The organism is Microvirga solisilvae, assembly GCF_022808595.1.
GTDB classification, from domain to species: Bacteria; Pseudomonadota; Alphaproteobacteria; order Rhizobiales; family Beijerinckiaceae; genus Microvirga; species Microvirga solisilvae.
Genome location: NZ_JAKUCN010000006.1, coordinates 214895 through 234455 on the forward strand (window position 1 = coordinate 214895; position 19561 = coordinate 234455).

Genomic DNA, 19561 nt, shown 5'->3' on the forward strand with positions numbered 1-19561 from the left:
TCATCCTGAGGAGCAGCCCTTGGGCTGCGTCTCGAAGGAGGTTCCAGAGAGCGCTGGAGCCTCCTTCGAGACGGTCGCTTATGCGACCTCCTCAGGATGAGGTCAGCGTATGATTGAAGCAAAGTCACCCGCACAAGGTCGGTAATGACGTGCGCAAGGGTGGATGATGCGGAATGCTCTGTTGATTTGAGGCTTCGTTCCCCCACTTGTTCCTGAAAGGGGAGAGGCGGATGACAAGGCTCGACAGCGTGATCCGGCGGCTGACGGCGCAGCGTGACCTGCTCGATTGGGCAACACGCGAGATCGATGCCCATGGATTGGTTCTGGAAGTCGGCCTCGGCAACGGGCGAACCTACGATCATCTGCGCTCGCGTCTGCCCAACCGCGAAATCTACGCGTTCGAACGCGCGCTCGCGGCGCATCCCGACTGCATTCCGCCCGAGAAATACCTGATGATGGGCGATGTGTTCGAGACCCTGCCGATGTTCACCGAAAGGTTCGGCGCAGGCTCCGTCGCCTTGGCTCATGTCGATATCGGCACAGGCGACGAGGAGGCCAACCGGCAATTGGCGAAACGTCTTTCGCCTCTTCTCGAAAACCTGCTGCAGCGGGGCGGATTGCTGGTGGCAGACCGCGCCTTCGATCTTCCCAATTGCACCGACATCTCATCGCAAACGAACGTCGCCGAGGGACGCTATTTCGTCTATCGGCGCTGAGATTCAGCGCCCCGTAAAAACGGGCTTCCGCTTTTCGAGAAACGCTGTTCGCCCCTCCACCGCATCGGCGCTGTCGAAGCATTGATCGGCAAGCGCCACCGGATTGGTGTCGGGATGCGCGATGCCCATGCTCGCATCGATGGCGGCTTTCGCGGCGCGGATCGTCAGAGGCGCGTTTTGCGCAATGTCCCGCGCAATGGCGAACACGGTTTCTTCGAGCGTCTCATCGGTGACGACACGTTGCACCACGCCGAGGCGCTGCGCCTCCTCGGCATTGATGCGCCGGGCTGTGTAGAACAGGTCCTTGGCGGCGGGCGCACCGACGGCGGCAGTGATCAGCTTCATCGCGCCCGGAGGATAGCCGACACCGAGCCGCGCGGCGGGAATGCCGAAGCTCGCATTCACGGATGCGATGCGCAGGTCGCAGGAAAGCGCCAGCCCGAAGCCGCCGCCGAGACAGAAACCGCGGATCATGGCGATCACCGGCTTCGAGCAATGGGCGACGGCCCAGAACGCCGCCTCGTTGATTGCCTCATAGGCGCGTCCGCCTTCGGCATTGGCGCGCACCGTTTCGAATTCCGCGATGTCGGCGCCGGAGGCGAAGGATTCCGATCCTGCGCCGCGCAGCACGATCACCCGCACGCGCTCGTCCTGGTCCAGAGCCGCGATGATGCCGGGCAGGGCTCTCCACATTTCCAGGTCGAGGGCATTGCGCTTGGCCGGATTGTCGATGGAAAGCGTGGCGACGGGGCCGTCGACGGTTGCAGTGAGCTTGGGGCTGGTCGGCGCAAAAGAGGCATTCATGGGTGTGGGGGTCTATGGTAAGGGGCTGGGACTTCTTATGTATGCAGTTGATGGCGCGAGCCGGCAGGAGATTATCATGACGCAACCCCGCTTGAAGTCCGGCAATCCGGATTTTCTTGCCGGCAAAGTCGATCCGATCTGGGATCGTCTGCGCAGCGAGGCCGAGGCCGTCGTCCAGGCCGAGCCCGCGCTCGGCGGTTTCGTTCTCAGTGCCATCCTCCATCAGCCGAGCCTCGAGGCGGCGGTTATCCATCGGGTCGCCTCGCGCCTCGGCCACGCCGCCTTGCCGGCCGACATCATCGAGCAGGTGTTCCTGGAGGCCGTGGAGCAGGACAAGAGCATCGGTCAGGCTTTCCGCGCCGATATCAGCGCCGTTCTCGACCGCGATCCGGTTGTGACCCGCGCCATCGAGCCTGTGCTCTACTTCAAAGGCTTCCACGCCATCCAGACGCACCGTTTGGCCCATTGGCTCTGGAACCGGGGCCGTGAGGATTTCGCGCTCTACCTCCAGAGCCGCTCCTCGGACACCTTCCAGACCGATATCCACCCGGCCGCCCGGATCGGGCGCGGCATCTTCCTCGATCATGCCACCGGCCTCGTGGTCGGCGCGACCGCGGTGATTGAGGACAATGTGTCGATGCTTCAAGACGTGACGCTGGGCGGCACCGGCAAGGAGCGGGGCGACCGCCATCCCAAGATTCGCCATGGTGTGTTGATCGGGGCGGGCGCCAAGATCCTCGGCAATATCGAGGTCGGCCATTGCGCGAGAATCGCGGCAGGCTCCGTGGTGCTGCAGCCTGTGCCCCATAACGCGACCGTAGCGGGCGTTCCGGCCAAGGTGGTCGGTACCGCCGGGTGCGATGAGCCGGCGCGGGCCATGAACCACGTTCTTTCCGAGGCCGAAGGGATCTGACGGGGAGAAGAACCCGACCCCGCTTGCCCGCGTTGGCTGGGCATGGCAATGGCTGAGGCCGGAAGAGTCAGAAAGGACCTGTAGTGGATAAAACGGAGATGGCGAAAGTCGAGCGCTACCTGCGCCAGACCTTTGCGAACCACTCGATCCGAGTTGTCGGTCGCCCCAAGAAGACCGACTCGGCGGAAGTTTACATCGGTGAGGAATTCGTTGGCGTGCTCTTCGTCGACGACGAGGACGGAGACCGCTCCTTCAACTTCACCATGGCGATCCTCGACACGGACCTCGAGGACTAAGCGGCACCATTCGCGGCAGAACCTCCCGGTTCTGCCGTTTTCATTTTCGGACCTGAAAAGATGCCGATTTACAGCCTCGACGATGTTGCGCCCATCCTGCCTGAAGAGGGGCGCTATTGGATCGCGCCCGATGCCCATGTGATCGGCAAGGTGCGGCTGGGCGAGGATGTCGGCGTCTGGTTCGGCGCCGTCCTGCGCGGCGACAACGAGTTGATCGATATCGGCGAGGGCACGAACATCCAGGAAGGGTCCGTGCTTCACACGGATATGGGCGCGCCGCTCACCATCGGGGCGGGCTGCACCATCGGGCACAAGGCCATCCTCCATGGCTGCACCATCGGCGAGAACTCGCTCATCGGCATGGGAGCGACGGTTCTCAACCACGCCCGCATCGGCCGAAACTGCCTCGTGGGTGCGGGCGCGCTCGTGACCGAGGGCAAGGAATTTCCGGACAATTCGCTGATCGTGGGTGCGCCGGCCAAGGCGATCCGCGTGCTGGACGAGGTGGCGATCGAGAAGCTGCGCGGCTCGGCGCGGGGCTATGTCGAGAACTGGAAGCGCTTCGCAAAAGGAATGAGGCGGATCGAATGACCCGCCTCATGCATGAATTCCTTGGGAAGCTGGCGGCCTAACCGCCAAGTTCGTTTTAGCGGTTCGCGGTGGTGGTCGGCGAAGTGGCGATGCCGCCCAGAGAAACCCAGCCAACGTGATCCTGGCTCTCGCGCTTGATATAGACGTAGCCGGTGCGGGTCCAGGGAAGGACCGAGTTGTGCTTGTTGTCGAGCACGTAATCTCCGCGATTGGTACGAACCACCAGAACCGCATGGCCTTCGCCGAGCTCGTCGATCACGACGGTCATGCGCATGGCGCGGCGGGGAAGGCCGCTATCGGCAAGGATCTTGCGCTTGAGGAGCTGGAAGTCCTCGCAATCGCCACGGCCGTCATCCGGGAAGCCCCAAATGTCGACAACACCCCAGTGATCCTGGTCCGTAACGGCCTTGATCGAGGTATTCACGCGCTGATTGACGGAGGTGATGGTCTTCCAGACCTGCGGGGTCAGCTCGACGATCTCCGGCTCGGTCACGTCGACGGAGCACTCGGCGGGGTTGCTGTCGCAGAACTTCGACCAGGCCACGAGAGGCTTGGCTGCACCCATGCTGGCGATCGGATTGCTGGTCACGGGCAGGGACGCCAGGGTCTGAGCCTGAACCGCGCTGCCGGCGAATACCATCAAGGTCGAAATAAAAGCTGCTTTGATAAAATTGACGGAAACTGAAAACTTTCCGTTTGAACCTTTGAAAAAGCCGTTTTTGAAAGAATCCTGCCGCATGCCCCACCAGCCGGTTAATGTTCTTTTAACCAAACTGACATGGTTACATTTGCGGCTCAAGCGGAAAGTAAAAGGTGAGTTAACGCGTCGCGGGTCGAACCGGTTCCATTATGGTTAATAAAAATTCTGAACCGCTAAGCTTGTCGAGGAAAGCATTCCTCAACGGCATTTGCATGTCGTGCTAAGCATCTGGTTTTGCTTGCACAGGCGACCACATAGAAGGCTAAGTCGACATCATCGCCGCCCGGCGTCAGCCCTGATTCACTCATGCTGACAGCCTATGAAAAAGTTGTCCATGCCCCTGCGTCAATCCGGCCCCCGTGAGCCGATTTTCAATCTGCCGTCGGTCGTGACCCTCAGCATACTCGTCCTGGTGGCGATTCACGCCTTCCGAATGCTCTTCCTCTCGGAGGATGCGGATCTCCAGGTCATCATCGACTGGGCCGTGATTCCGGCGCGATGGGCCGTGACCTATGGCGGCGTGGAGAGCCAGGACGTCATCGCTCTCCTGCATCAGAGCGTACCGGAAGAGGCGCAGGACGCCATCGGCGCATTCGCCCGCGAGCTTCTGAGCGAGGGGCGCCCATGGACCGCGCTGAGTTATGCCTTCCTGCACGGATCCTGGACGCATCTGCTGTTGAACAGCGTCTGGCTGGCGGCTTTCGGAACCCCGGTGGTCCGGCGCTGCGGGCCGCAGCGCTTCTTCCTCCTCTCGGCCCTCGCCGCCATCGGCGGCGCAGTGCTCTACGCGGCGATGAACCCCATGCAGATCCTGCCCATGATCGGTGCTTCGGGCGCGGTCTCGGGCCTCATGGCAGCGGCCTCCTGGTTCATCTTCGCGCCTGCGAGCTGGCATTGGGAGGGACGGATGGCGCAGCCTCATGAGCGGCCCAGGCAGGCCCTGGCCGACCTTATCCGCAACAGGCCGTTCCTGCTCTTCCTCGGCATCTGGTTCGCCACCAACTATTTCTTCGCATTCGTCCAGCCGGTCGGCATGGAGGGCAATATCGCGTGGGAGGCGCATGTGGGCGGCTTCCTCATCGGGCTCGTCGCTTTTCCCTGGCTCGATCCCATTCCCGCAAGAGGACGGCGCATCTCGGCTTGAAAGTGCCGTGGTTTCGCTCAATCATCTTTCATACTGACGTAGGGTTATTCCCGCGTTCATGGGAGAGCCCGAGTGAAAACCGGGCGGTTGCGAAGGCTGCGGGCCTTTGCGCCGCACAGCGGGAGGAAAAGCATGAACGTCGATCAGATCCTTTCCATGAAGGGACGCAGCGTCGTCTCCATCGATGCGAGCCATTCCTTGAGTGAAGCGGCCCGGCTTCTGTCAGAGCGCAGGATCGGTGCCGTTGTGGTGGTGGACGGCCGTCAGCCGGTGGCAGGCATCCTCTCCGAGCGGGATATTGTGAAGGCTATTGCCGCCAGCGGCGCGCGCGCGCTCGATGAGCCCGTCTCCCGCTTCATGACCATGGAGGTTGTCACTTGCACGGGCCGGCATTCCATCAATGAGCTGATGGAGCTGATGACACAGCGCAAGTTCCGTCACGTGCCTGTCGTCGATGGCGGACAGCTCGTCGGCATCATCTCCATCGGCGACGTGGTGAAGCAGCGCGTTGAGGAGGTCGAGGCCGAGACCCAGGCGATCAAGGAATATATCGCGACGGCGTGAGCGGCATCGATAGTGCGTGCGGGATGAGGTGCCTGCACCTCAACACTGTCATTCCCGCGCAGGCGGGAATCCATAACCATGACGGAAAGAGAATAAAGCGCGGCGGAACCCATCTGCTTTATTCTGCACTGTTAGCGGAGATGGATCCCCGCCTGCGCGGGGATGACACGTGGGGCCTGATCAGGCTTCCTGCGTTTCCTGCAGCAGTTCCCGGATATCCGGCAGGGCGCGCTCCGTGGCCTGCCGCCCGAGCGCGATGCATTCCTGCGCGCGGTGGAACTCGAACAGCCCCATCTTCGCGAGCTTGGGCGCGACCATCACGTCGGGCGGATCGCCGGCAAGACGTGAGCGGGCAATGCGATCCTGCGTGATGTTGAAGGCATCGACCATGACGGTCGCCATGCCGGGCGCGTTGGGCTTGCGCTGCTTGTCGGCGCGCGATGCGGAAAACAGGCTCCATTTGCGCGGCGCTTCCTCGATGACTTCCTCGATCTCCTGCTGGTCGCTCTGCTCCGCGTCGTAGGACTGGATCACGGTGCCGCGCACGCGCACTTCGCCGTTGAGATTCACGCAGATCACGAGGTCCGCGCCGAGAGCGCGGGCGGCAGTGATCGGGATCGGGTTCACCAGCGCGCCGTCCATGAGCCAGCGGCCCTTGATGAGAACGGGGTCGAACACGCCGGGCAGGGCATAGGATGCGCGCATGGCCTTCACGAGCGGTCCGCGCGTCAGCCAGATTTCGTGGCCGCTCACGAGTTCGGTAGCGATGGTGCAGAACTTGATGGGCAGCGTCTCGACCCGTTGATCGGTGAGGTCCTGGTCGAGAAGCTTCTGCAGGCGTCCACCCGCGATCAGGCCAGCGCCGCTGAAATGAAAATCGAGCAGGCCCATGACGCGCCGCTTGGTGAGCGAGAGAGCGAAGGCTTCGAGCTCGTCGAGCTTGCCTGCCGCATAGCAGCCGCCCACAACCGCGCCGATGGAGCAGCCTGCGATCACATCGGGAACGATGCCCGCCTCTTCGAGAACGCGGAGCACGCCGATATGGGACCAGCCGCGCGCCGCGCCGCCGCCGAGGGCAAGGCCGATCTTCACCTTCGGACGAGCGTCCCGCTCGACAGGCGGCTTGATCTCTTCCACGGCTCCTCCGCCCCCAGCTCCGGCATTGCGCCGGGCAATTCCGTCCCACAACATCGCTCAACTCCAAGGCCGTTCATGCCATTCATGCGCCAAGCTTGTGAAAGCCGCATGAATGGAGCCCTTAAGTTTCACCTAGCGCATCAGGCGGAAAAGTGGACCCGGTTTTCCGCTACAATGATGCGCTAGCTTATAAATCGAGCATCGGATTGATCCCAAAAGTGCATTCCACTTTTGGGTCCGATGCTCAGAGTCGCGTTTCGGAAAACTGAACCTTTGAGGTGCGCAGGGCCCGTTGCGACAAAATGCTGATGATGAGCGCGAACAGGATCAGCAGGGCCAGCATGGCGCGAAGCCCGACGATATCGCCGCCGAACCCGATCAGCGGCGGCCCCATGAGGTAGCCGCCATAGCCGAGCGTCGCCACCATCGCGACACCGGCGCTCGGGGCGACGCCGGGAATCTGCGCCGCCGTGCTGAACAGCACCGGCACGAGATTGGCGAGGCCAAGCCCGATGAGGGCAAAGCCAAGGGTTGCCGTGACCGGATACGGCAGGAGGGTTGCCAATGAGAGCCCTGCCGCTGCCAGCAGGCCGCCAAGCTGCATGGTGCGTCCGCGACCCAGGCGGCGGACGACGGCGTCGCCCAGGAAACGGCAGAAGGTCATGGTGAGCGAAAAGGCGGCAAAACCGACGAAGGCCCGCTCGGGCTCGATCTTCGTGACAGTCTCCAGATAGATCGCCGTCCAATCCACCATCGCGCCCTCCACGATGAAGCAGAACATGGCGAGCACCGCGACGAGAACGACGGAACCGCGCGGCAGGGCAAAGCCATGACCTTCGCCGCCCGTCCGCTCAGCCTCGCTCATCATGCCGAAAGCGGCGACGAGAAACAGCAAGCCCATGAGGGCGCAGGCGACGAGCAGGGTCGAGACGATCGACAGGTTGAGGGCGATCAACAGGCCCGAGACGGCCGCTCCCACAAGACCGCCAAGGCTGAAGAAGGCGTGGAAGGATGACATGATCGCTGCGCCCCAGGCCTTCTCCACCACGGTGGCGTTGGTGTTCATGGAGATGTCCATGGTGCCGTTGCAGGCGCCGGCCAGAAACGAGGCGGCAACGAAAAGGGGAAGGGAGGGCGCAAGTCCTATCAGGAAAAGCGTGATCGTGAATGCGAAAGCGGAGGCGAGAGTGGCTATCCTGCTGCCCACATGCGTGATCGCCCAGCCGACGATCGGCATGAGCAGCACCGCACCGATGGAAAAAGCGAGCAGGCCCAGGCTGAGCTCGCCGTCCGATAGTTTGAGCGCCGCCTTGAAGCGAGGCAGCTGCGCCGCCCAGATGCCGATGGCAAAGCCGTTGCCGAAGAAGATGGCGCAGACGGCCGCCCGCGCCGGAAGAAGATCACGTCTCGTCATGCCGCCGCTTTTAGCGAAGCGATTCTGAATGGAAACCCATCATCGGCATGAGGAAGCCCCTCATTTGCGCGGAGGTGCAACAAGGTGAGAGGCTGAACCAGCAAGGCTCTGATCACCTCTCCCCGGTGGGGAGAGGTCGAGCGCAGCGAGGGTGAGGGGGTGAGACCTTTCCGGAGAGGGCTGTAACCCCTCACCCGGACCTGACGGTCCGACCTCTCCCTCGGGAGAGGTGACAAGCGCCATTCTCATCACGCGATCCCGGATCTTCGCTGGGCTTCGTCCGGGATGACACCCTCTTCGTCATCACCGGCCTTGTCCCGGCCATGACATGGAGTTTCACGCCTGAACGAGGCCGGGCTTTCCGTCTGTCGTTTCAACCTTGCGATAGAAGCACGAGCGGCGGCCCGTATGGCAGCAGCCGCCGTCGCCGGCGACATTCACCTTGAGCCAGAGCGCATCCTGGTCGCAATCCACCCGCATCTCGACGATGGTCTGGATCTGGCCGCTGGTCGCGCCCTTATGCCAGAGCTCGCCGCGCGAGCGGGACCAGTACCAGGCCTCACCCGTCTCGATAGTCTTGGCGAGGGCCTCGGCGTTCATGTGTGCGACCATCAGCAAGTCGCCCGTCGCCGCATCCGTCGTCACGCAGGTGACGAGCCCGTCAGCGCCGAAGCGCGGAGTGAGGGCCGACCCTTCTTCAAGATCGGCCTTGGAGCCGGGGGCGGGAAAGATGCTGGGGCAGGACGCGCACATGAGAGGCTCAATGGCTCAAGAGGATTCGCCTCAAGCCTTACCGTGTCTCACGAGCGTGAGGAAGCGCACCTGCTCGGCGGCGTCGTTGAAGGCGCCCGTGAACTGGGTGGTGATCGTCATTGCCCCGGCCTTCTGCACGCCGCGCATGGACATGCACATGTGCTCGGCCTCGATCATCACGGCCACGCCGCGCGGCTCGAGGAATTGCTCGATGGCGGTGGCGATCTGCGCCGTCATAGTCTCCTGGGTCTGGAGACGGCGGGCATAGACTTCCACGAGACGGGCGAGCTTGGAGAGGCCCACCACGCCCTTCGTCGGGTAATAGGCGATATGGGCCATGCCGTAGAACGGCACCATGTGGTGCTCGCAATGGGAGTAGAAGGGGATGTCGCGCACGAGCACGATGTCGTTATAGCCTTCGACTTCGGCGAAGATTTTATTCAGGACGTCCTTGGGATCGTCCTGATAGCCTGAATAGAATTCCTTGAACGCCTTGGCGACGCGCTTGGGAGTCTCCAGCAGGCCCTCGCGCTGCGGATCGTCGCCCGCCCAACGGATCAGGGTACGCACAGCCGCTTCGGCTTCCTCCCGGGAGGGGCGGTCATTAGGCTTGTCGGCGGCTGGAATCAGACGCGGGGACAAGGACTTAACCACATCGTTCATGTGGAGCCTCTTTTCTCAACGAGTACTATGCGGAAGCGGGGTGCCTCCGGCGTTTCCATTTCCGTCTTCCGTTTTGGGGCAACACGCAGCCCTGTCGCGGAGTTCGGTTATGATCTCTATATAGGATGGTCAGAACGTGGAGAACGTTCCCATGCGTAACATTCATAGACCGGAATGCTGAACGATATCTATAGCCGCCGCATCCTCGAGCTTGCAGCGAACATCCCCCACCTCGGACGGCTGCCCGAGCCGGATGCGTCCGCGACTGCGCGCTCGAAGCTCTGCGGCTCCATGGTGACAGTCGATCTGAAGGTCGAAGGCAATGTCGTCACCGCCTTCGCCCACGATGTGAAGGCCTGCGCCCTCGGCCAGGCTTCCTCCGCCATCATGGGCCAGTATGTGATCGGCTCGACGGTCGAGGAGCTTCGCGAGGTGAGGGTGGCGGCAGCCCGCGTGCTGAAGGAAAACGGTAAGCCGCCTCAGGGCAAGTGGGAGGACTTGAGGGTTCTTGAGCCGCTGCGGGACTACAAGGCCCGCCACGCCTCGATCCTGCTGACATTCGACGCGGTGGTCGCTGCCCTGGATCAGATCGAGGCGAGCCGCTCGGGACCGGTCTAAACCAGTTCCGTCTCGAGCTCCGCTTCAAATTCCAGCGCAGGCTGACCGCGTCGTGCGATGCGCTCCTGATCGTCGGTGGAGCCGTAGCGCCGATCCAGAATGCGAGTCGTGCTAGCCCAATCGGCCATGGTGTGGACGGATTCCATCTGCTCGATGACGAACGGATCGGCGCGCCATTCACGCACTTTTGGCCAGAGAACATCAAGCGAGTTCTGCAGCACGTTTCCGACCTTCGCCTCGTAGATCGGGAAGGCGCGCAGCGCCCCGTCGGGCTCGATCTGAAGGATGTCGAGATCGACCACGCTCACACCGGGCTGCGGCAGGAAATAGCGGACATCGGTTACGGAAATGTCGATGGTGTTGCCTTCACGGGCATTGAAGCGCTGACCGACTTCGATGAGATCCACCAGTTCCTGAATCGAGAGAAGCTCATTGGCCTCGAACTCCCGCTCGGCAGCCATTCCCGATGGGATGACTGCGCCGAAGCGAATGAAGTCGAGCTTCGGGAAGCGCTCGCTCGCCGCCTTCACGAAACGCTCCAAATCTTCTTCCCTGGCGCCCGAGCGGGTCAGGGTGTAGTCGATCCCGAGGGTGAAGCAGCTCTGTCCGGCGGCCTTACGCTCCTCCTTCACCCGATGAAGGATATCCAGCGCCTTCATTCCGCGCTCGAAGGCGCCCGCACGGGCGCGGATGGTGTCATGGATCGAAGCGTCGGCGCCATCGATGCTGACCGCGATGCTCGTGACCGCATCCGTGAGGGAGGCGGCCATCCTCTCCGTCACCGACCAGCCGCTCGTGAACAGCGTGACGGCGATGCCGGCATCGTGCATCCGCTTCATGGCCTCGGGCGCCCAACGGACCGACAAGGGTTCGCCGCCGCTGATCGATACCTTTTTCGCCTGGGCCGCAAGGATGACATCGACGATACGCATGGCATTGTCGCGATCCAGCGTGCGCACGGGCCGGCGTCCGGATTCCGAATAGCAATGGCCGCATCTCAAGGGGCAGGAATAGGTGATGTCCCAGATGAATTTTCCGATATGAACGGTCATTGCTCGTGCCCCCGATCGCCTCACCGCATGAGTGGGCGATTTGTTATGATACGCAGTATCGTATCGGAGGTATTTCGTTACGCCACATAGCGTTGGTTGAATGGAAGGCCCATTGGATGCATCTACAGGGTGAGACACTCCGGTGAGAGTGGATGAATTAAAGTTGCCTTCCGTTACGGTGGGCCGGGTCGAGGATCGAAAGTGACGGACAGCCCCCAAGGGATAAGGATGAGCCATCTTCCCCGCCGGATCGCGCACGTGGCGATCCGGGGCTATCAGCTCACGCTCTCCGGCCTGATCGGCCGCCAATGCCGGCACATGCCGTCCTGCTCGGAATATACCGACGAGGCGATCCAGAAATACGGCTTCTGGCCGGGCGGGTGGATGGGTTTTGCCCGCATCTGCCGCTGCGGCCCCTTCGGCACCTCCGGCATCGACAATGTTCCTGAAACATTGCCCGAAGGCTCGGGCTGGTATAAGCCGTGGGCCTATGGTCGCTGGCGGGGCGTCAACGCTCCCCCGATCTCTTGCGATTCAGTCGAACCTGACGGCGGCTGATTTCGCCTTTCCCAACAAACCGTCGGCCCCCGCTTACCTGCTCCGTTGGCAGGAGTGAGCCAGGAGATATTTTGACGATGATTACCCTGACATTTCCCGATGGCGCCCAGCGCCAATTTGAGCCCGGCATCTCCGGTCGCGAGATCGTGGAAGGCATTGCCAAGTCGCTTGCCAAGCGCACGGTCGCCATGGCGCTCGACGGCACCGTGACGGACCTCGCCGATCCGATCACGAAGGACGCCAAGATCGAATTCCTCAACCGCGAGGACCCGCGCTCGCTGGAGCTGATCCGGCACGATGCCGCGCACGTGCTCGCGGAAGCCGTGCAGGAGCTTTTCCCCGGAACGCAGGTGACCATCGGTCCCGTGATCGAGAACGGCTTCTACTACGACTTCGCGCGCAACGAGCCCTTCACCCCGGAAGACTTCCCCGCCATCGAGGCGAAGATGCGCGAGATCATCGCGCGCGATAAGCCCTTCACGAAGGAAGTGTGGAGCCGCGAGAAGGCCAAGCAGGTCTTCAAGGAGAAGGGGGAGACCTACAAGATCGAGCTCATCGACGCGATCCCGGAAGGCCAGGATTTGAAGATCTATTTCCAGGGCGACTGGTTCGATCTCTGCCGCGGTCCCCACATGTCCTCCACGGGCAAGATCGGCAACGCCTTCAAGCTCATGAAGGTGGCCGGTGCTTATTGGCGCGGTGACTCGAACAACGCGATGCTCACCCGCATCTACGCGACTGCGTGGGCGTCTCAGGAAGACCTCGACAACTACATCCGCCAGCTCGAGGAAGCCGAAAAGCGCGATCACCGCCGCCTGGGCCGCGAGATGGACCTGTTCCACTTCCAAGAGGAAGGGCCGGGCGTCGTGTTCTGGCATCCGAAGGGCTGGACGGTGTTCCAGGAGTTGATCTCCTACATGCGCCGCCGCCTGAAGGGCACCTATCAGGAAGTGAACGCGCCGCAGATTCTCGACAAGGCCCTGTGGGAGACCTCCGGTCATTGGGGCTGGTATCGCGAGAACATGTTCGCGACGCAAACGGAAGACGAACGCGTCTTCGCGATCAAGCCGATGAACTGCCCCGGCCACGTGCAGATCTTCAAGCACGGCCTGAAGTCCTACCGCGACCTGCCGCTGCGCCTTGCGGAGTTCGGCAACGTGCATCGCTACGAGCCCTCGGGCGCGCTGCACGGCCTGATGCGCGTGCGCGGCTTCACGCAGGACGACGCGCATATCTTCTGCACGGAAGATCAGCTCGCGGAAGAATGCCTGAAGATCAACGACCTGATCCTCTCGACCTATGCCGATTTCGGCTTCGGCGACATCGTCGTGAAGCTCTCGACACGCCCTGAAAAGCGCGTCGGCACCGACGAGATGTGGGATCACGCGGAAGACGTGATGACCCGCGTTCTCAAGCAGATCGAGGATCAGTCCGGCGGTCGCATCAAGACGTCCATCAATCCGGGCGAGGGCGCGTTCTACGGGCCGAAGTTCGAGTATGTGCTGCGCGACGCCATCGGCCGCGATTGGCAATGCGGCACAACGCAGGTGGACTTCAACCTGCCAGAACGCTTCGGTGCCTTCTACGTCGATGCGGACGGCCAGAAGAAGACGCCCGTCATGGTGCACCGCGCGATCTGCGGCTCCATGGAGCGCTTCACCGGCATCCTGATCGAGCACTTCGCCGGTCACTTCCCGCTCTGGCTCGCGCCGACGCAGGTGGTCGTCGCCACCATTACTTCGGAAGGCGACGATTACGCCATGGAAGTGGTGAAGGCGGCGGAAGCCGCCGGGCTGCGCGTTGAGGCCGATCTTCGCAACGAGAAGATCAACTACAAGGTCCGCGAGCATTCGCTGGTGAAGGTGCCAGTGCTTCTCGTGGTCGGTCGCAAGGAAGCCGCGGAACGCACCGTCTCGATCCGCCGCCTCGGCAGCCAGGACCAGAAGTCCATGTCGCTCGACGAGGCTTTGAAGATGCTCGCGGCAGAGGCCATCACGCCGGACCGCCGCAGCGTCGCGAAGGCCGTGTCGGAGCCCGAAGGCCACGCTACGCTCGACGGTCACCACGTGGTGGCAGGCACGGTCGCTTAAGGCTTCCGATCTGTAAATGAGTTAAAGGCGGCGCTTCCGAAAAGGAGTGCCGCCTTTTTTGTTTTCAGCACACTCAACCTCATCCTGAGGAGCAGATGCAGTCTGCGTCTCGAAGGAGTGTCCAGAGCGTACTGAAACCTCCTTCGAGACGGTCGCTTACGCGACCTCCTCAGGATGAGGGCAGAGTTTGTTTTGTTACGAAGTCTGACGCTGCTTTCCGCTTGTGCGGCCACCGGAAGCCGTTCCCGCCGTGCCGCTGCCGGGATTGCCGGTGGCGGCGGCTGCATCGCCTGCTTCCGTGCCGGTGGTGCGCTGTCCCTGATGTTGTCCCACACGCAGGTTGTTCTGCACATGCGAAACGCCTGACACGGACTCGGCAATATCCTCGGCCCAGCGCTTCTCGTTGCGGTCGCGGACCGTGCCGGTCAGCGTCACTTCGCGGTTCTGGACAGTGATCTCGATTTCTGATGCATCGACGCGTACATCGTCGCTGAGCCGTTCGTTCACGTCCTCGCGGATACGGTCATCCGAGCGCTGGTAGTTGCGCGGCCCGCGCCCGCGATGATCGTCGCGGCGAACCTCACCGCGACTGGCGGTGGCATCGTTGCCGAAGCGCGTGTTGCCTGGGCCCGAGCCGTAATTGCTGTGATCGCGCCGCTCGTTCACGAGACTCCAGGTGCGCTCGCGATCCTGCATGAGGCGATCATTCTCGCTGCTGTCGTCGCCCGGTCGCGCACGTTCGCCCGTGATGGTGGAAGCGCCGTAGCGTTTCGGCTGATAGCCGCGCCCGGCATATTCGTCGCCGTAGCTCTGGTAGCCGTCACCGCCGAAGCCACCACGCATGCGCGCATCGCGCCTGTTCTCCTCGCCCGGATAGCCGAAGCTGCCGAAGGCGGCGCGCACGTCGTCCTCGTCGCGGAAACGGAACTCGACACCGCCGCGCCTGTCGTCCTGACGCGCATTCCGACCGCGGTCTTCTCGGTAATCGTGCGGACGATGCCGCCAATCGTCATCGTCCCGGCTCAGGCGGCGATCCAGCTCGCGGCGCTCTTCGCCAGACAGGCGTGCCTGACCGCCCCGGCGAGTCTGATCGGCGCGTGCCTCACTCGGGGTGCCCGTGCGATCAGGCTCGGAGGGCGTGGAGATGCGGCGCAGGGCGCGGGAGGCATCGCCTTCGCTGTCGGTGGCGAGATCGCCGAGCGCGACGATACCGACAAGATGCTTGTCGTGATCGACGACGGGAAGACGGCGGATCTGATGATCGCTCATCAGCTGCACGATGTGGCCGACATCATCGTCGTCGAAGCACCACCAGACATTGTCCGACATCACATCGCGAACGCGGGTCGTGTCCGGTGGGAGGCCTGCTGCGGTGGCGCGAACGGTGATGTCGCGGTCCGTGAGCATGCCGCGCAGGCGGCGTCCGTCGCAAACGGGCAGTACGCCGACATTCATCTCATCCATGAGCCGCGCGGCTTCCTGGATGGTTCGATCCGGCGAAACCACGCGCACGTTGCGGGTCATGATGTCTGAAATTCGCATGAGCTTCATCCCTCTCAAGGTCACGCCTTGGGAGAGAGTGAGCGCATAGGCCCGGCGCGACCGTTCACATATTCAGGTGACGCATTTCCGGGCGGAAAACCGGTTCCCACTTTTCCTGAAAATGCTTTGCCATCGGTCAACACCAAGAGCCGTGAAAGGTTCAGGGATTGGCTGTGACGAGAACCTCGATGTCGCGGTCGAGGCCGCTCTCGACCTTGAAGTCCTTGGTGTAGACCTTGCCTTCGTGGCGGGCGATCAGCACGTATTCGCCTTCCGCCAGCGTCACGGACGGGAATGCGCCGATGGCCTCGCGGATCACGTCGCCGCCGGGAGTGAGCACGCTGAAGGCCGTGCCTGCGAATGCCTCGCCGCCTTCCGAGGCCACGAGCTTGAGCGTGACCGTGGCGGCGCGATGGTTGAGGGTCGCTTCCGTGACCTTGCCGGATTCCACCTTCAGGTCGCTGCGCATGATGGCGTTGGCGTCGCCGTAGGTGGACACGACATGATAGCTGCCCTCGGGCAGGCGGATCATCTCGTTCGGCTTGGCATTGGCGATGACGAGACGGCCTTCGGAATTCTGCGCCTCCGGCACATAGACGGAGAAGCTCACGCGGTTTTGGGCGATGGGGCTTTCGCCCACAGCTCCCTTCAAGCGTAGCGCGCCCGCGCTGACCACGAGACGTTCGTTGAGGTTGCCTGCTTGCACGCTGATGCGCTTTGAGGCGCTGGCGAAGCCATAGGCCACATGCACGATGTAGTTGCCGGGGGAGAGCGTGAAGCTCGGGCTCGGGCTGCTGGAGCGCGCCACGATATTCGGCTGGGACGTATCGCCCCGATCCTCGAACACGCGCCAAACGAGGCCGGATCGGATCAGCTCGTTGCTTTCGGCAAAGACTGCGCCGGCATTCACCACCACCTGCCGCAGAGACAGCGAGGGAGGTGGGGATTGCGACAGCGAGGGCACGCCGGGGGTGGTGGGCACGAAAGGCTGCGGCGCCGTTCCGAGAGGCTGCGTCAAGGTCTGTGCCGAAGCGGCAGAGGCCGTCAGCAGAAGGAGCAGACTCAAAAGCGAAAGAACAGGTTTCACAATCAGCATCTCAAGAACTCGGAACGATCTCAGAGTTGGCGAATAGTTGAGTGATCATCTCCACCTCCCGAACGAGGTATTCCGTTGCAGCGCAGAACGGTCCAACACTTACGATGCGAGTATTGGCTCCTAGATGCTTTAAGATATGCACCACGTCATTATGGATTTGGATGAATTCGTTCAACTGACTGTCACATTTAATATGTTCGTCAATGCCACTCGCTAGAATTCCATCGATCCATTGGTGATCCAAAGCCTCACCAATTTCCTCCTCAAGCTTCTCGGTCAAGCCACCGGAGGAGGCGTGCTTCTGAAGCCTCTCCTTAAGAACACAAAGCCAAACTTCTGCGACGGCATTATGCAACCATACGCCCTTGCCGCGAAACTGAAGAAGTGAAGTTGCCATTGCTATCTAATGGTCTGGGTTCACTTACCGGAGCGGCGTGGCAATAGCGGTCTGGATCGGCTTGTCCTCGGTGTCCACGAGATCGGTGGCCGCTGCAACCAAATTCTCGAACGAGAGAGGGCGGAAGGCGAATTCGACCCGGTGCGTGCCGGCCGGCACCTCGACGCCGCGGAACAGCAGGTTGGCGCGGAGCACCGGGCGGCGCTCGCCGTCCACGCTGGCCTCCCAGCCCGGATAATAGATGTCGTGCAGCACCAGAACGCCGTGCTCAGCAGCCTCCACCTCCAAGGTCACGGAATTGCGCCTGTAACTGACGATCCGCACCTTGCTTTCCGGCTTCAGGTTGCTCGGGCGAACCGGGGCGTAATGGGCCTTGAGCAGGACCATGCTGTCCTGGTCGATCAGGGCTTCCGTCTCGCGGTTGAAGTCGGGCAGCTCGTCCGCGCCCACGACGGCTTCCGAATCCACGGCTTGGACATGGTGGGCCATGTAGGCGCGGCGTCCGGCGGTGTTGAGGCGGTAGATCCACATCTTGCCCGTGCCGTAGACGACTTCCGCATCCGCAAGGCGCGGAAAGTGGCGGGGTAGCTTCGAGACGGGGCGGTCGAGGACGAGATAGTCGAGGCCGAGAAGGCCCGCGAGCTCGCATTCATAACCACGGAACGAGGTCGGGAACTGGCGCAGGTTCGGATCCTCGGCGTTCTCGCCGGGGCCGATGGCGCGCTCATAATCCGCAAGGCGCAGGGGGTTGTAGCCGATGATGTCCTCTATCTCGAGAACCATCGACGCGTTCTGCCACGAGCCTTGAAGACCGAGGATCTCCACGCGGGGATATTCGCCTGCCTTGTGGCGCTCGGCGAGTTCGCGCTTGAGAATCTGCAGGCCCTGGAGCTGCTCCGGCGGAAGCTGGGTGAACACCGTGTAGCGCCCGGCCGGCTCCGCATTCATCGCCGATGCCGCATGGCGGCCGATCAGCTCGGCGCCCGCCAGCACCACGAGGGCGAGGGCGACAGCTTCCCGCCTGTAGGCGTTGCCGCTCAGCTTTGCGACGAGCACCATGAGGACAGCCGCAGCCAGAAGGCTGCCGCCTGCCTCCCTGAGCGAGAGCCACACGAAGCCGCCTTTGACGGCAAACGCCACGCCGCTGGCGATGGCGGCGATCACGATGGCCACAGCAAGAGCGGGTAGCGCGATCCGCAACTGGCCGAGAGCCGCCTCGCTCCAGCTCGGAAGCCCCTCGGCGGCATAGCGATGCACGAGATAGCCCGACGCGAAGGCGAGCGCGATGTTGATCAGGAAGGTAGCGTCCGCCGGGCGGCGATAGAGGTTCACGCCGGGCATGTGATCGAAGATCACCTCGAAGCCGGGGGTGTAGCGCCCGAGCGCATAGAGGATCGCGAGTACGCCGAAGACAAGGAAGAAGCGGAACTCGCGGGCGAAGAGCCGCCCGCCAGCGATGCCGTGCCAGAGAATGAACAGGGCGGGGATCGTGCCGATATAGAGATAGTTCGTGGCGCGGTCGGTCCAGGTGCCCTCGGCGAGGCTGTGCCAATCCGGGCCCCAGTAATCGTAGGTCCAGCGCAGCGAGCCGAAGATGTTGCCGAACAGGATCGTCGCCAGGCTCTCCGGAGGCAGGGAGCCCATGGCCGCCACGCCGAAGCCGAAGGAGGGTCGCGTCGATGTGGCGAGGAACTGCATGGTCAGGATGACCGGCACTGCTAAGAGCCCGCCGCCGATCAGGGCCATGCTGACGAGGAGTCCGAGACGCGAGCGCAAATAGGCGAGGGGCTTCTCAGCCGTCAGGATGCGGTGCGCGGCCACGGCGATCAGGGTCAGGGCACAGAGGAAGGCCACCTGATCGCGTCCGATCACCATCAGCACGGCAGTGACGGAGAAGAGCACGCCGTAGCGGTAAGAGCGCCGGTCCAAGGCTTCCTCAAGGAGCCAGAAGGCTAGCGGGAAGAAGCCGTAGCTGAGGATCATGCCCGTATGCTGCAGGCGGGCCGTCGCGGAGCCGCCGAGCATGAACACGATGGCCGCCACCACCGCACCCGACCAATGCCAGTTGCGGCGGCGGAAGAGTGGGATGAAGGCAAGCGCGCCGGGCAGGAAATGGGCGAAGACGATCACGTCGAACAGCTCCATGGACGGATCGGGCTTGAGCCAGCCGAACAGGAGCATGGTGGGGGTAAACAGCAGCGATTGCGGATCGGCGGCGGAGGGGTGGCCTCCGAAATGGTAGGGGTTCCAGAGGGGCAACTCACCGTTGGAGAGAGCCGAACCGAGATAGCGCAGGGTCGGATAGAACTGGTTCTTGGAATCCCAAGGCACCACGGAGCCGGTGAGCGGCCAGATCGCAGCGGCCACGGCCCAGGCGGCCAGAATGAGGCCCAGGGCCAGCAATGTCTGCCGTCTGGACCATTCCAGGCTGGGTATCGGACCTTCGCCCTCGAACACGGATGTCTGCATATGCCCATGGCAGCGCCACGCGATGCAGTGCTCCATCCTCTACG

Annotated in this window: 20 protein-coding genes; 9 read left to right on the forward strand and 11 right to left on the reverse strand. The window is 62.7% G+C overall.

Translation table 11 applies throughout. The features are described 5' to 3' along the window. Positions 1–230 precede the first annotated feature (230 nt). Positions 231–716, forward strand: coding sequence for a class I SAM-dependent methyltransferase (locus MJ639_RS13750; protein WP_243373819.1), 486 nt, complete (start codon positions 231–233; stop codon positions 714–716). Between the two features lie 3 nt (positions 717–719). Here MJ639_RS13750 and MJ639_RS13755 read toward each other — a convergent pair whose 3' ends face one another. Beyond that, on the reverse strand, positions 720–1520 hold the full coding sequence (locus tag MJ639_RS13755) for an enoyl-CoA hydratase (RefSeq protein ID WP_243373820.1): 801 nt from the start codon (positions 1518–1520) through the stop codon (positions 720–722). Positions 1521–1596: 76 nt separating this feature from the next. On the opposite strand from MJ639_RS13755, the gene cysE reads away from it, so the two are divergent. The 3 genes from cysE (at position 1597) to MJ639_RS13770 (ending at position 3320) form a co-directional block, all read left to right on the forward strand. Next, positions 1597–2433 (forward strand): serine O-acetyltransferase, encoded by an 837-nt coding sequence (gene cysE / locus MJ639_RS13760; RefSeq protein ID WP_243373821.1) that lies wholly within the window; start codon positions 1597–1599, stop codon positions 2431–2433. A gap of 83 nt (positions 2434–2516) precedes the next feature. Further along, entirely contained in the window at positions 2517–2729 is a 213-nt protein-coding gene (locus MJ639_RS13765; protein ID WP_027315475.1) for a DUF3126 family protein, read from the forward strand. A 60-nt stretch (positions 2730–2789) separates the two neighbouring features. Continuing rightward, complete coding sequence (locus tag MJ639_RS13770; RefSeq protein WP_243373822.1) at positions 2790–3320, forward strand: gamma carbonic anhydrase family protein; 531 nt, start codon at positions 2790–2792, stop codon at positions 3318–3320. Positions 3321–3375: 55 nt separating this feature from the next. On the opposite strand, the gene MJ639_RS13775 is transcribed toward MJ639_RS13770, so the two are convergent. Next, positions 3376–3960: a transglutaminase-like cysteine peptidase gene (locus MJ639_RS13775; RefSeq protein WP_243373824.1), complete on the reverse strand. Its 585-nt coding sequence runs from the start codon at positions 3958–3960 to the stop codon at positions 3376–3378. A 394-nt stretch (positions 3961–4354) separates the two neighbouring features. On the opposite strand from MJ639_RS13775, the gene MJ639_RS13780 reads away from it, so the two are divergent. Continuing rightward, positions 4355–5164, forward strand: a complete 810-nt coding sequence (locus MJ639_RS13780) for a rhomboid family intramembrane serine protease (protein WP_243373826.1) — start codon at positions 4355–4357, stop codon at positions 5162–5164. Positions 5165–5296: 132 nt separating this feature from the next. Continuing rightward, complete coding sequence (locus tag MJ639_RS13785; protein WP_243373828.1) at positions 5297–5728, forward strand: CBS domain-containing protein; 432 nt, start codon at positions 5297–5299, stop codon at positions 5726–5728. 180 nt (positions 5729–5908) lie between these two features. Here MJ639_RS13785 and MJ639_RS13790 read toward each other — a convergent pair whose 3' ends face one another. The 4 genes from MJ639_RS13790 to folE all read right to left on the reverse strand — a co-directional run bounded on the left by MJ639_RS13790 (position 5909) and on the right by folE (position 9695). Then, a complete protein-coding gene (locus MJ639_RS13790; protein WP_243373830.1) occupies positions 5909–6919 on the reverse strand; it encodes a patatin-like phospholipase family protein in 1011 nt (336 codons plus the stop codon). Between the two features lie 190 nt (positions 6920–7109). Next, positions 7110–8279 carry an MFS transporter gene (locus tag MJ639_RS13795; protein WP_243373831.1) on the reverse strand — a complete coding sequence of 390 codons (1170 nt, stop codon included), beginning with the start codon at positions 8277–8279 and terminating at the stop codon, positions 7110–7112. Positions 8280–8615: 336 nt separating this feature from the next. Then, entirely contained in the window at positions 8616–9032 is a 417-nt protein-coding gene (gene hisI / locus MJ639_RS13800; protein WP_243373836.1) for a phosphoribosyl-AMP cyclohydrolase, read from the reverse strand. 30 nt (positions 9033–9062) lie between these two features. Then, positions 9063–9695, reverse strand: coding sequence for a GTP cyclohydrolase I FolE (gene folE / locus MJ639_RS13805; protein ID WP_243373839.1), 633 nt, complete (start codon positions 9693–9695; stop codon positions 9063–9065). A gap of 174 nt (positions 9696–9869) precedes the next feature. Here folE and MJ639_RS13810 point away from each other — a divergent pair, with 174 nt between their 5' ends. Continuing rightward, complete coding sequence (locus MJ639_RS13810; RefSeq protein WP_243373841.1) at positions 9870–10313, forward strand: iron-sulfur cluster assembly scaffold protein; 444 nt, start codon at positions 9870–9872, stop codon at positions 10311–10313. Here MJ639_RS13810 and MJ639_RS13815 read toward each other — a convergent pair. Next, the gene (locus MJ639_RS13815) at positions 10310–11365 is read right to left on the reverse strand and encodes a radical SAM protein (RefSeq protein ID WP_243373843.1); all 1056 of its coding nucleotides are present in this window, start codon (positions 11363–11365) and stop codon (positions 10310–10312) included. The two genes, MJ639_RS13810 and MJ639_RS13815, sit on opposite strands and share 4 nt — an antisense overlap. Before the next feature lie 228 nt (positions 11366–11593). Here MJ639_RS13815 and yidD point away from each other — a divergent pair, with 228 nt between their 5' ends. Next, complete coding sequence (gene yidD, locus MJ639_RS13820; protein WP_243373845.1) at positions 11594–11923, forward strand: membrane protein insertion efficiency factor YidD; 330 nt, start codon at positions 11594–11596, stop codon at positions 11921–11923. A 77-nt stretch (positions 11924–12000) separates the two neighbouring features. After that, a complete protein-coding gene (thrS, locus tag MJ639_RS13825) occupies positions 12001–14013 on the forward strand; it encodes a threonine--tRNA ligase (RefSeq protein WP_243373846.1) in 2013 nt (670 codons plus the stop codon). Between the two features lie 195 nt (positions 14014–14208). Here the strand turns inward: thrS and MJ639_RS13830 are convergent, their stop codons facing one another. From MJ639_RS13830 to MJ639_RS13845, 4 genes are all read right to left on the reverse strand, one after another. Beyond that, positions 14209–15555, reverse strand: a complete 1347-nt coding sequence (locus tag MJ639_RS13830; protein WP_243373848.1) for a CBS domain-containing protein — start codon at positions 15553–15555, stop codon at positions 14209–14211. 160 nt (positions 15556–15715) lie between these two features. Next, on the reverse strand, positions 15716–16651 hold the full coding sequence (locus MJ639_RS13835; RefSeq protein ID WP_243373851.1) for a hypothetical protein: 936 nt from the start codon (positions 16649–16651) through the stop codon (positions 15716–15718). Between the two features lies 1 nt (position 16652). Further along, the gene (locus MJ639_RS13840) at positions 16653–17048 is read right to left on the reverse strand and encodes a hypothetical protein (RefSeq protein ID WP_243373853.1); all 396 of its coding nucleotides are present in this window, start codon (positions 17046–17048) and stop codon (positions 16653–16655) included. A gap of 24 nt (positions 17049–17072) precedes the next feature. Further along, on the reverse strand, positions 17073–19517 hold the full coding sequence (locus MJ639_RS13845) for a YfhO family protein (RefSeq protein WP_243373856.1): 2445 nt from the start codon (positions 19515–19517) through the stop codon (positions 17073–17075). Positions 19518–19561 lie beyond the last annotated feature (44 nt).

Bases quoted from the DNA above. Each gene is read 5' to 3' on its own strand.
- MJ639_RS13845 (WP_243373856.1), bottom strand. From the start codon at position 19,517: ATGCAGACATCCGTGTTCGAGGGCGAAGGTCCGATACCCAGCCTGGAA.
- folE (WP_243373839.1), bottom strand. From the start codon at position 9,695: ATGAACGATGTGGTTAAGTCCTTGTCCCCGCGTCTGATTCCAGCCGCC.
- MJ639_RS13830 (WP_243373848.1), bottom strand. From the start codon at position 15,555: ATGCGAATTTCAGACATCATGACCCGCAACGTGCGCGTGGTTTCGCCG.
- MJ639_RS13755 (WP_243373820.1), bottom strand. From the start codon at position 1,520: ATGAATGCCTCTTTTGCGCCGACCAGCCCCAAGCTCACTGCAACCGTC.
- MJ639_RS13785 (WP_243373828.1), top strand. From the start codon at position 5,297: ATGAACGTCGATCAGATCCTTTCCATGAAGGGACGCAGCGTCGTCTCC.
- MJ639_RS13780 (WP_243373826.1), top strand. From the start codon at position 4,355: ATGCCCCTGCGTCAATCCGGCCCCCGTGAGCCGATTTTCAATCTGCCG.
- cysE (WP_243373821.1), top strand. From the start codon at position 1,597: ATGACGCAACCCCGCTTGAAGTCCGGCAATCCGGATTTTCTTGCCGGC.
- MJ639_RS13750 (WP_243373819.1), top strand. From the start codon at position 231: ATGACAAGGCTCGACAGCGTGATCCGGCGGCTGACGGCGCAGCGTGAC.
- hisI (WP_243373836.1), bottom strand. From the start codon at position 9,032: ATGTGCGCGTCCTGCCCCAGCATCTTTCCCGCCCCCGGCTCCAAGGCC.
- MJ639_RS13790 (WP_243373830.1), bottom strand. From the start codon at position 6,919: ATGTTGTGGGACGGAATTGCCCGGCGCAATGCCGGAGCTGGGGGCGGA.
- MJ639_RS13810 (WP_243373841.1), top strand. From the start codon at position 9,870: ATGCTGAACGATATCTATAGCCGCCGCATCCTCGAGCTTGCAGCGAAC.
- MJ639_RS13795 (WP_243373831.1), bottom strand. From the start codon at position 8,279: ATGACGAGACGTGATCTTCTTCCGGCGCGGGCGGCCGTCTGCGCCATC.
- MJ639_RS13815 (WP_243373843.1), bottom strand. From the start codon at position 11,365: ATGACCGTTCATATCGGAAAATTCATCTGGGACATCACCTATTCCTGC.
- MJ639_RS13775 (WP_243373824.1), bottom strand. From the start codon at position 3,960: ATGGTATTCGCCGGCAGCGCGGTTCAGGCTCAGACCCTGGCGTCCCTG.
- thrS (WP_243373846.1), top strand. From the start codon at position 12,001: ATGATTACCCTGACATTTCCCGATGGCGCCCAGCGCCAATTTGAGCCC.
- MJ639_RS13840 (WP_243373853.1), bottom strand. From the start codon at position 17,048: ATGGCAACTTCACTTCTTCAGTTTCGCGGCAAGGGCGTATGGTTGCAT.
- yidD (WP_243373845.1), top strand. From the start codon at position 11,594: ATGAGCCATCTTCCCCGCCGGATCGCGCACGTGGCGATCCGGGGCTAT.
- MJ639_RS13770 (WP_243373822.1), top strand. From the start codon at position 2,790: ATGCCGATTTACAGCCTCGACGATGTTGCGCCCATCCTGCCTGAAGAG.
- MJ639_RS13835 (WP_243373851.1), bottom strand. From the start codon at position 16,651: ATGCTGATTGTGAAACCTGTTCTTTCGCTTTTGAGTCTGCTCCTTCTG.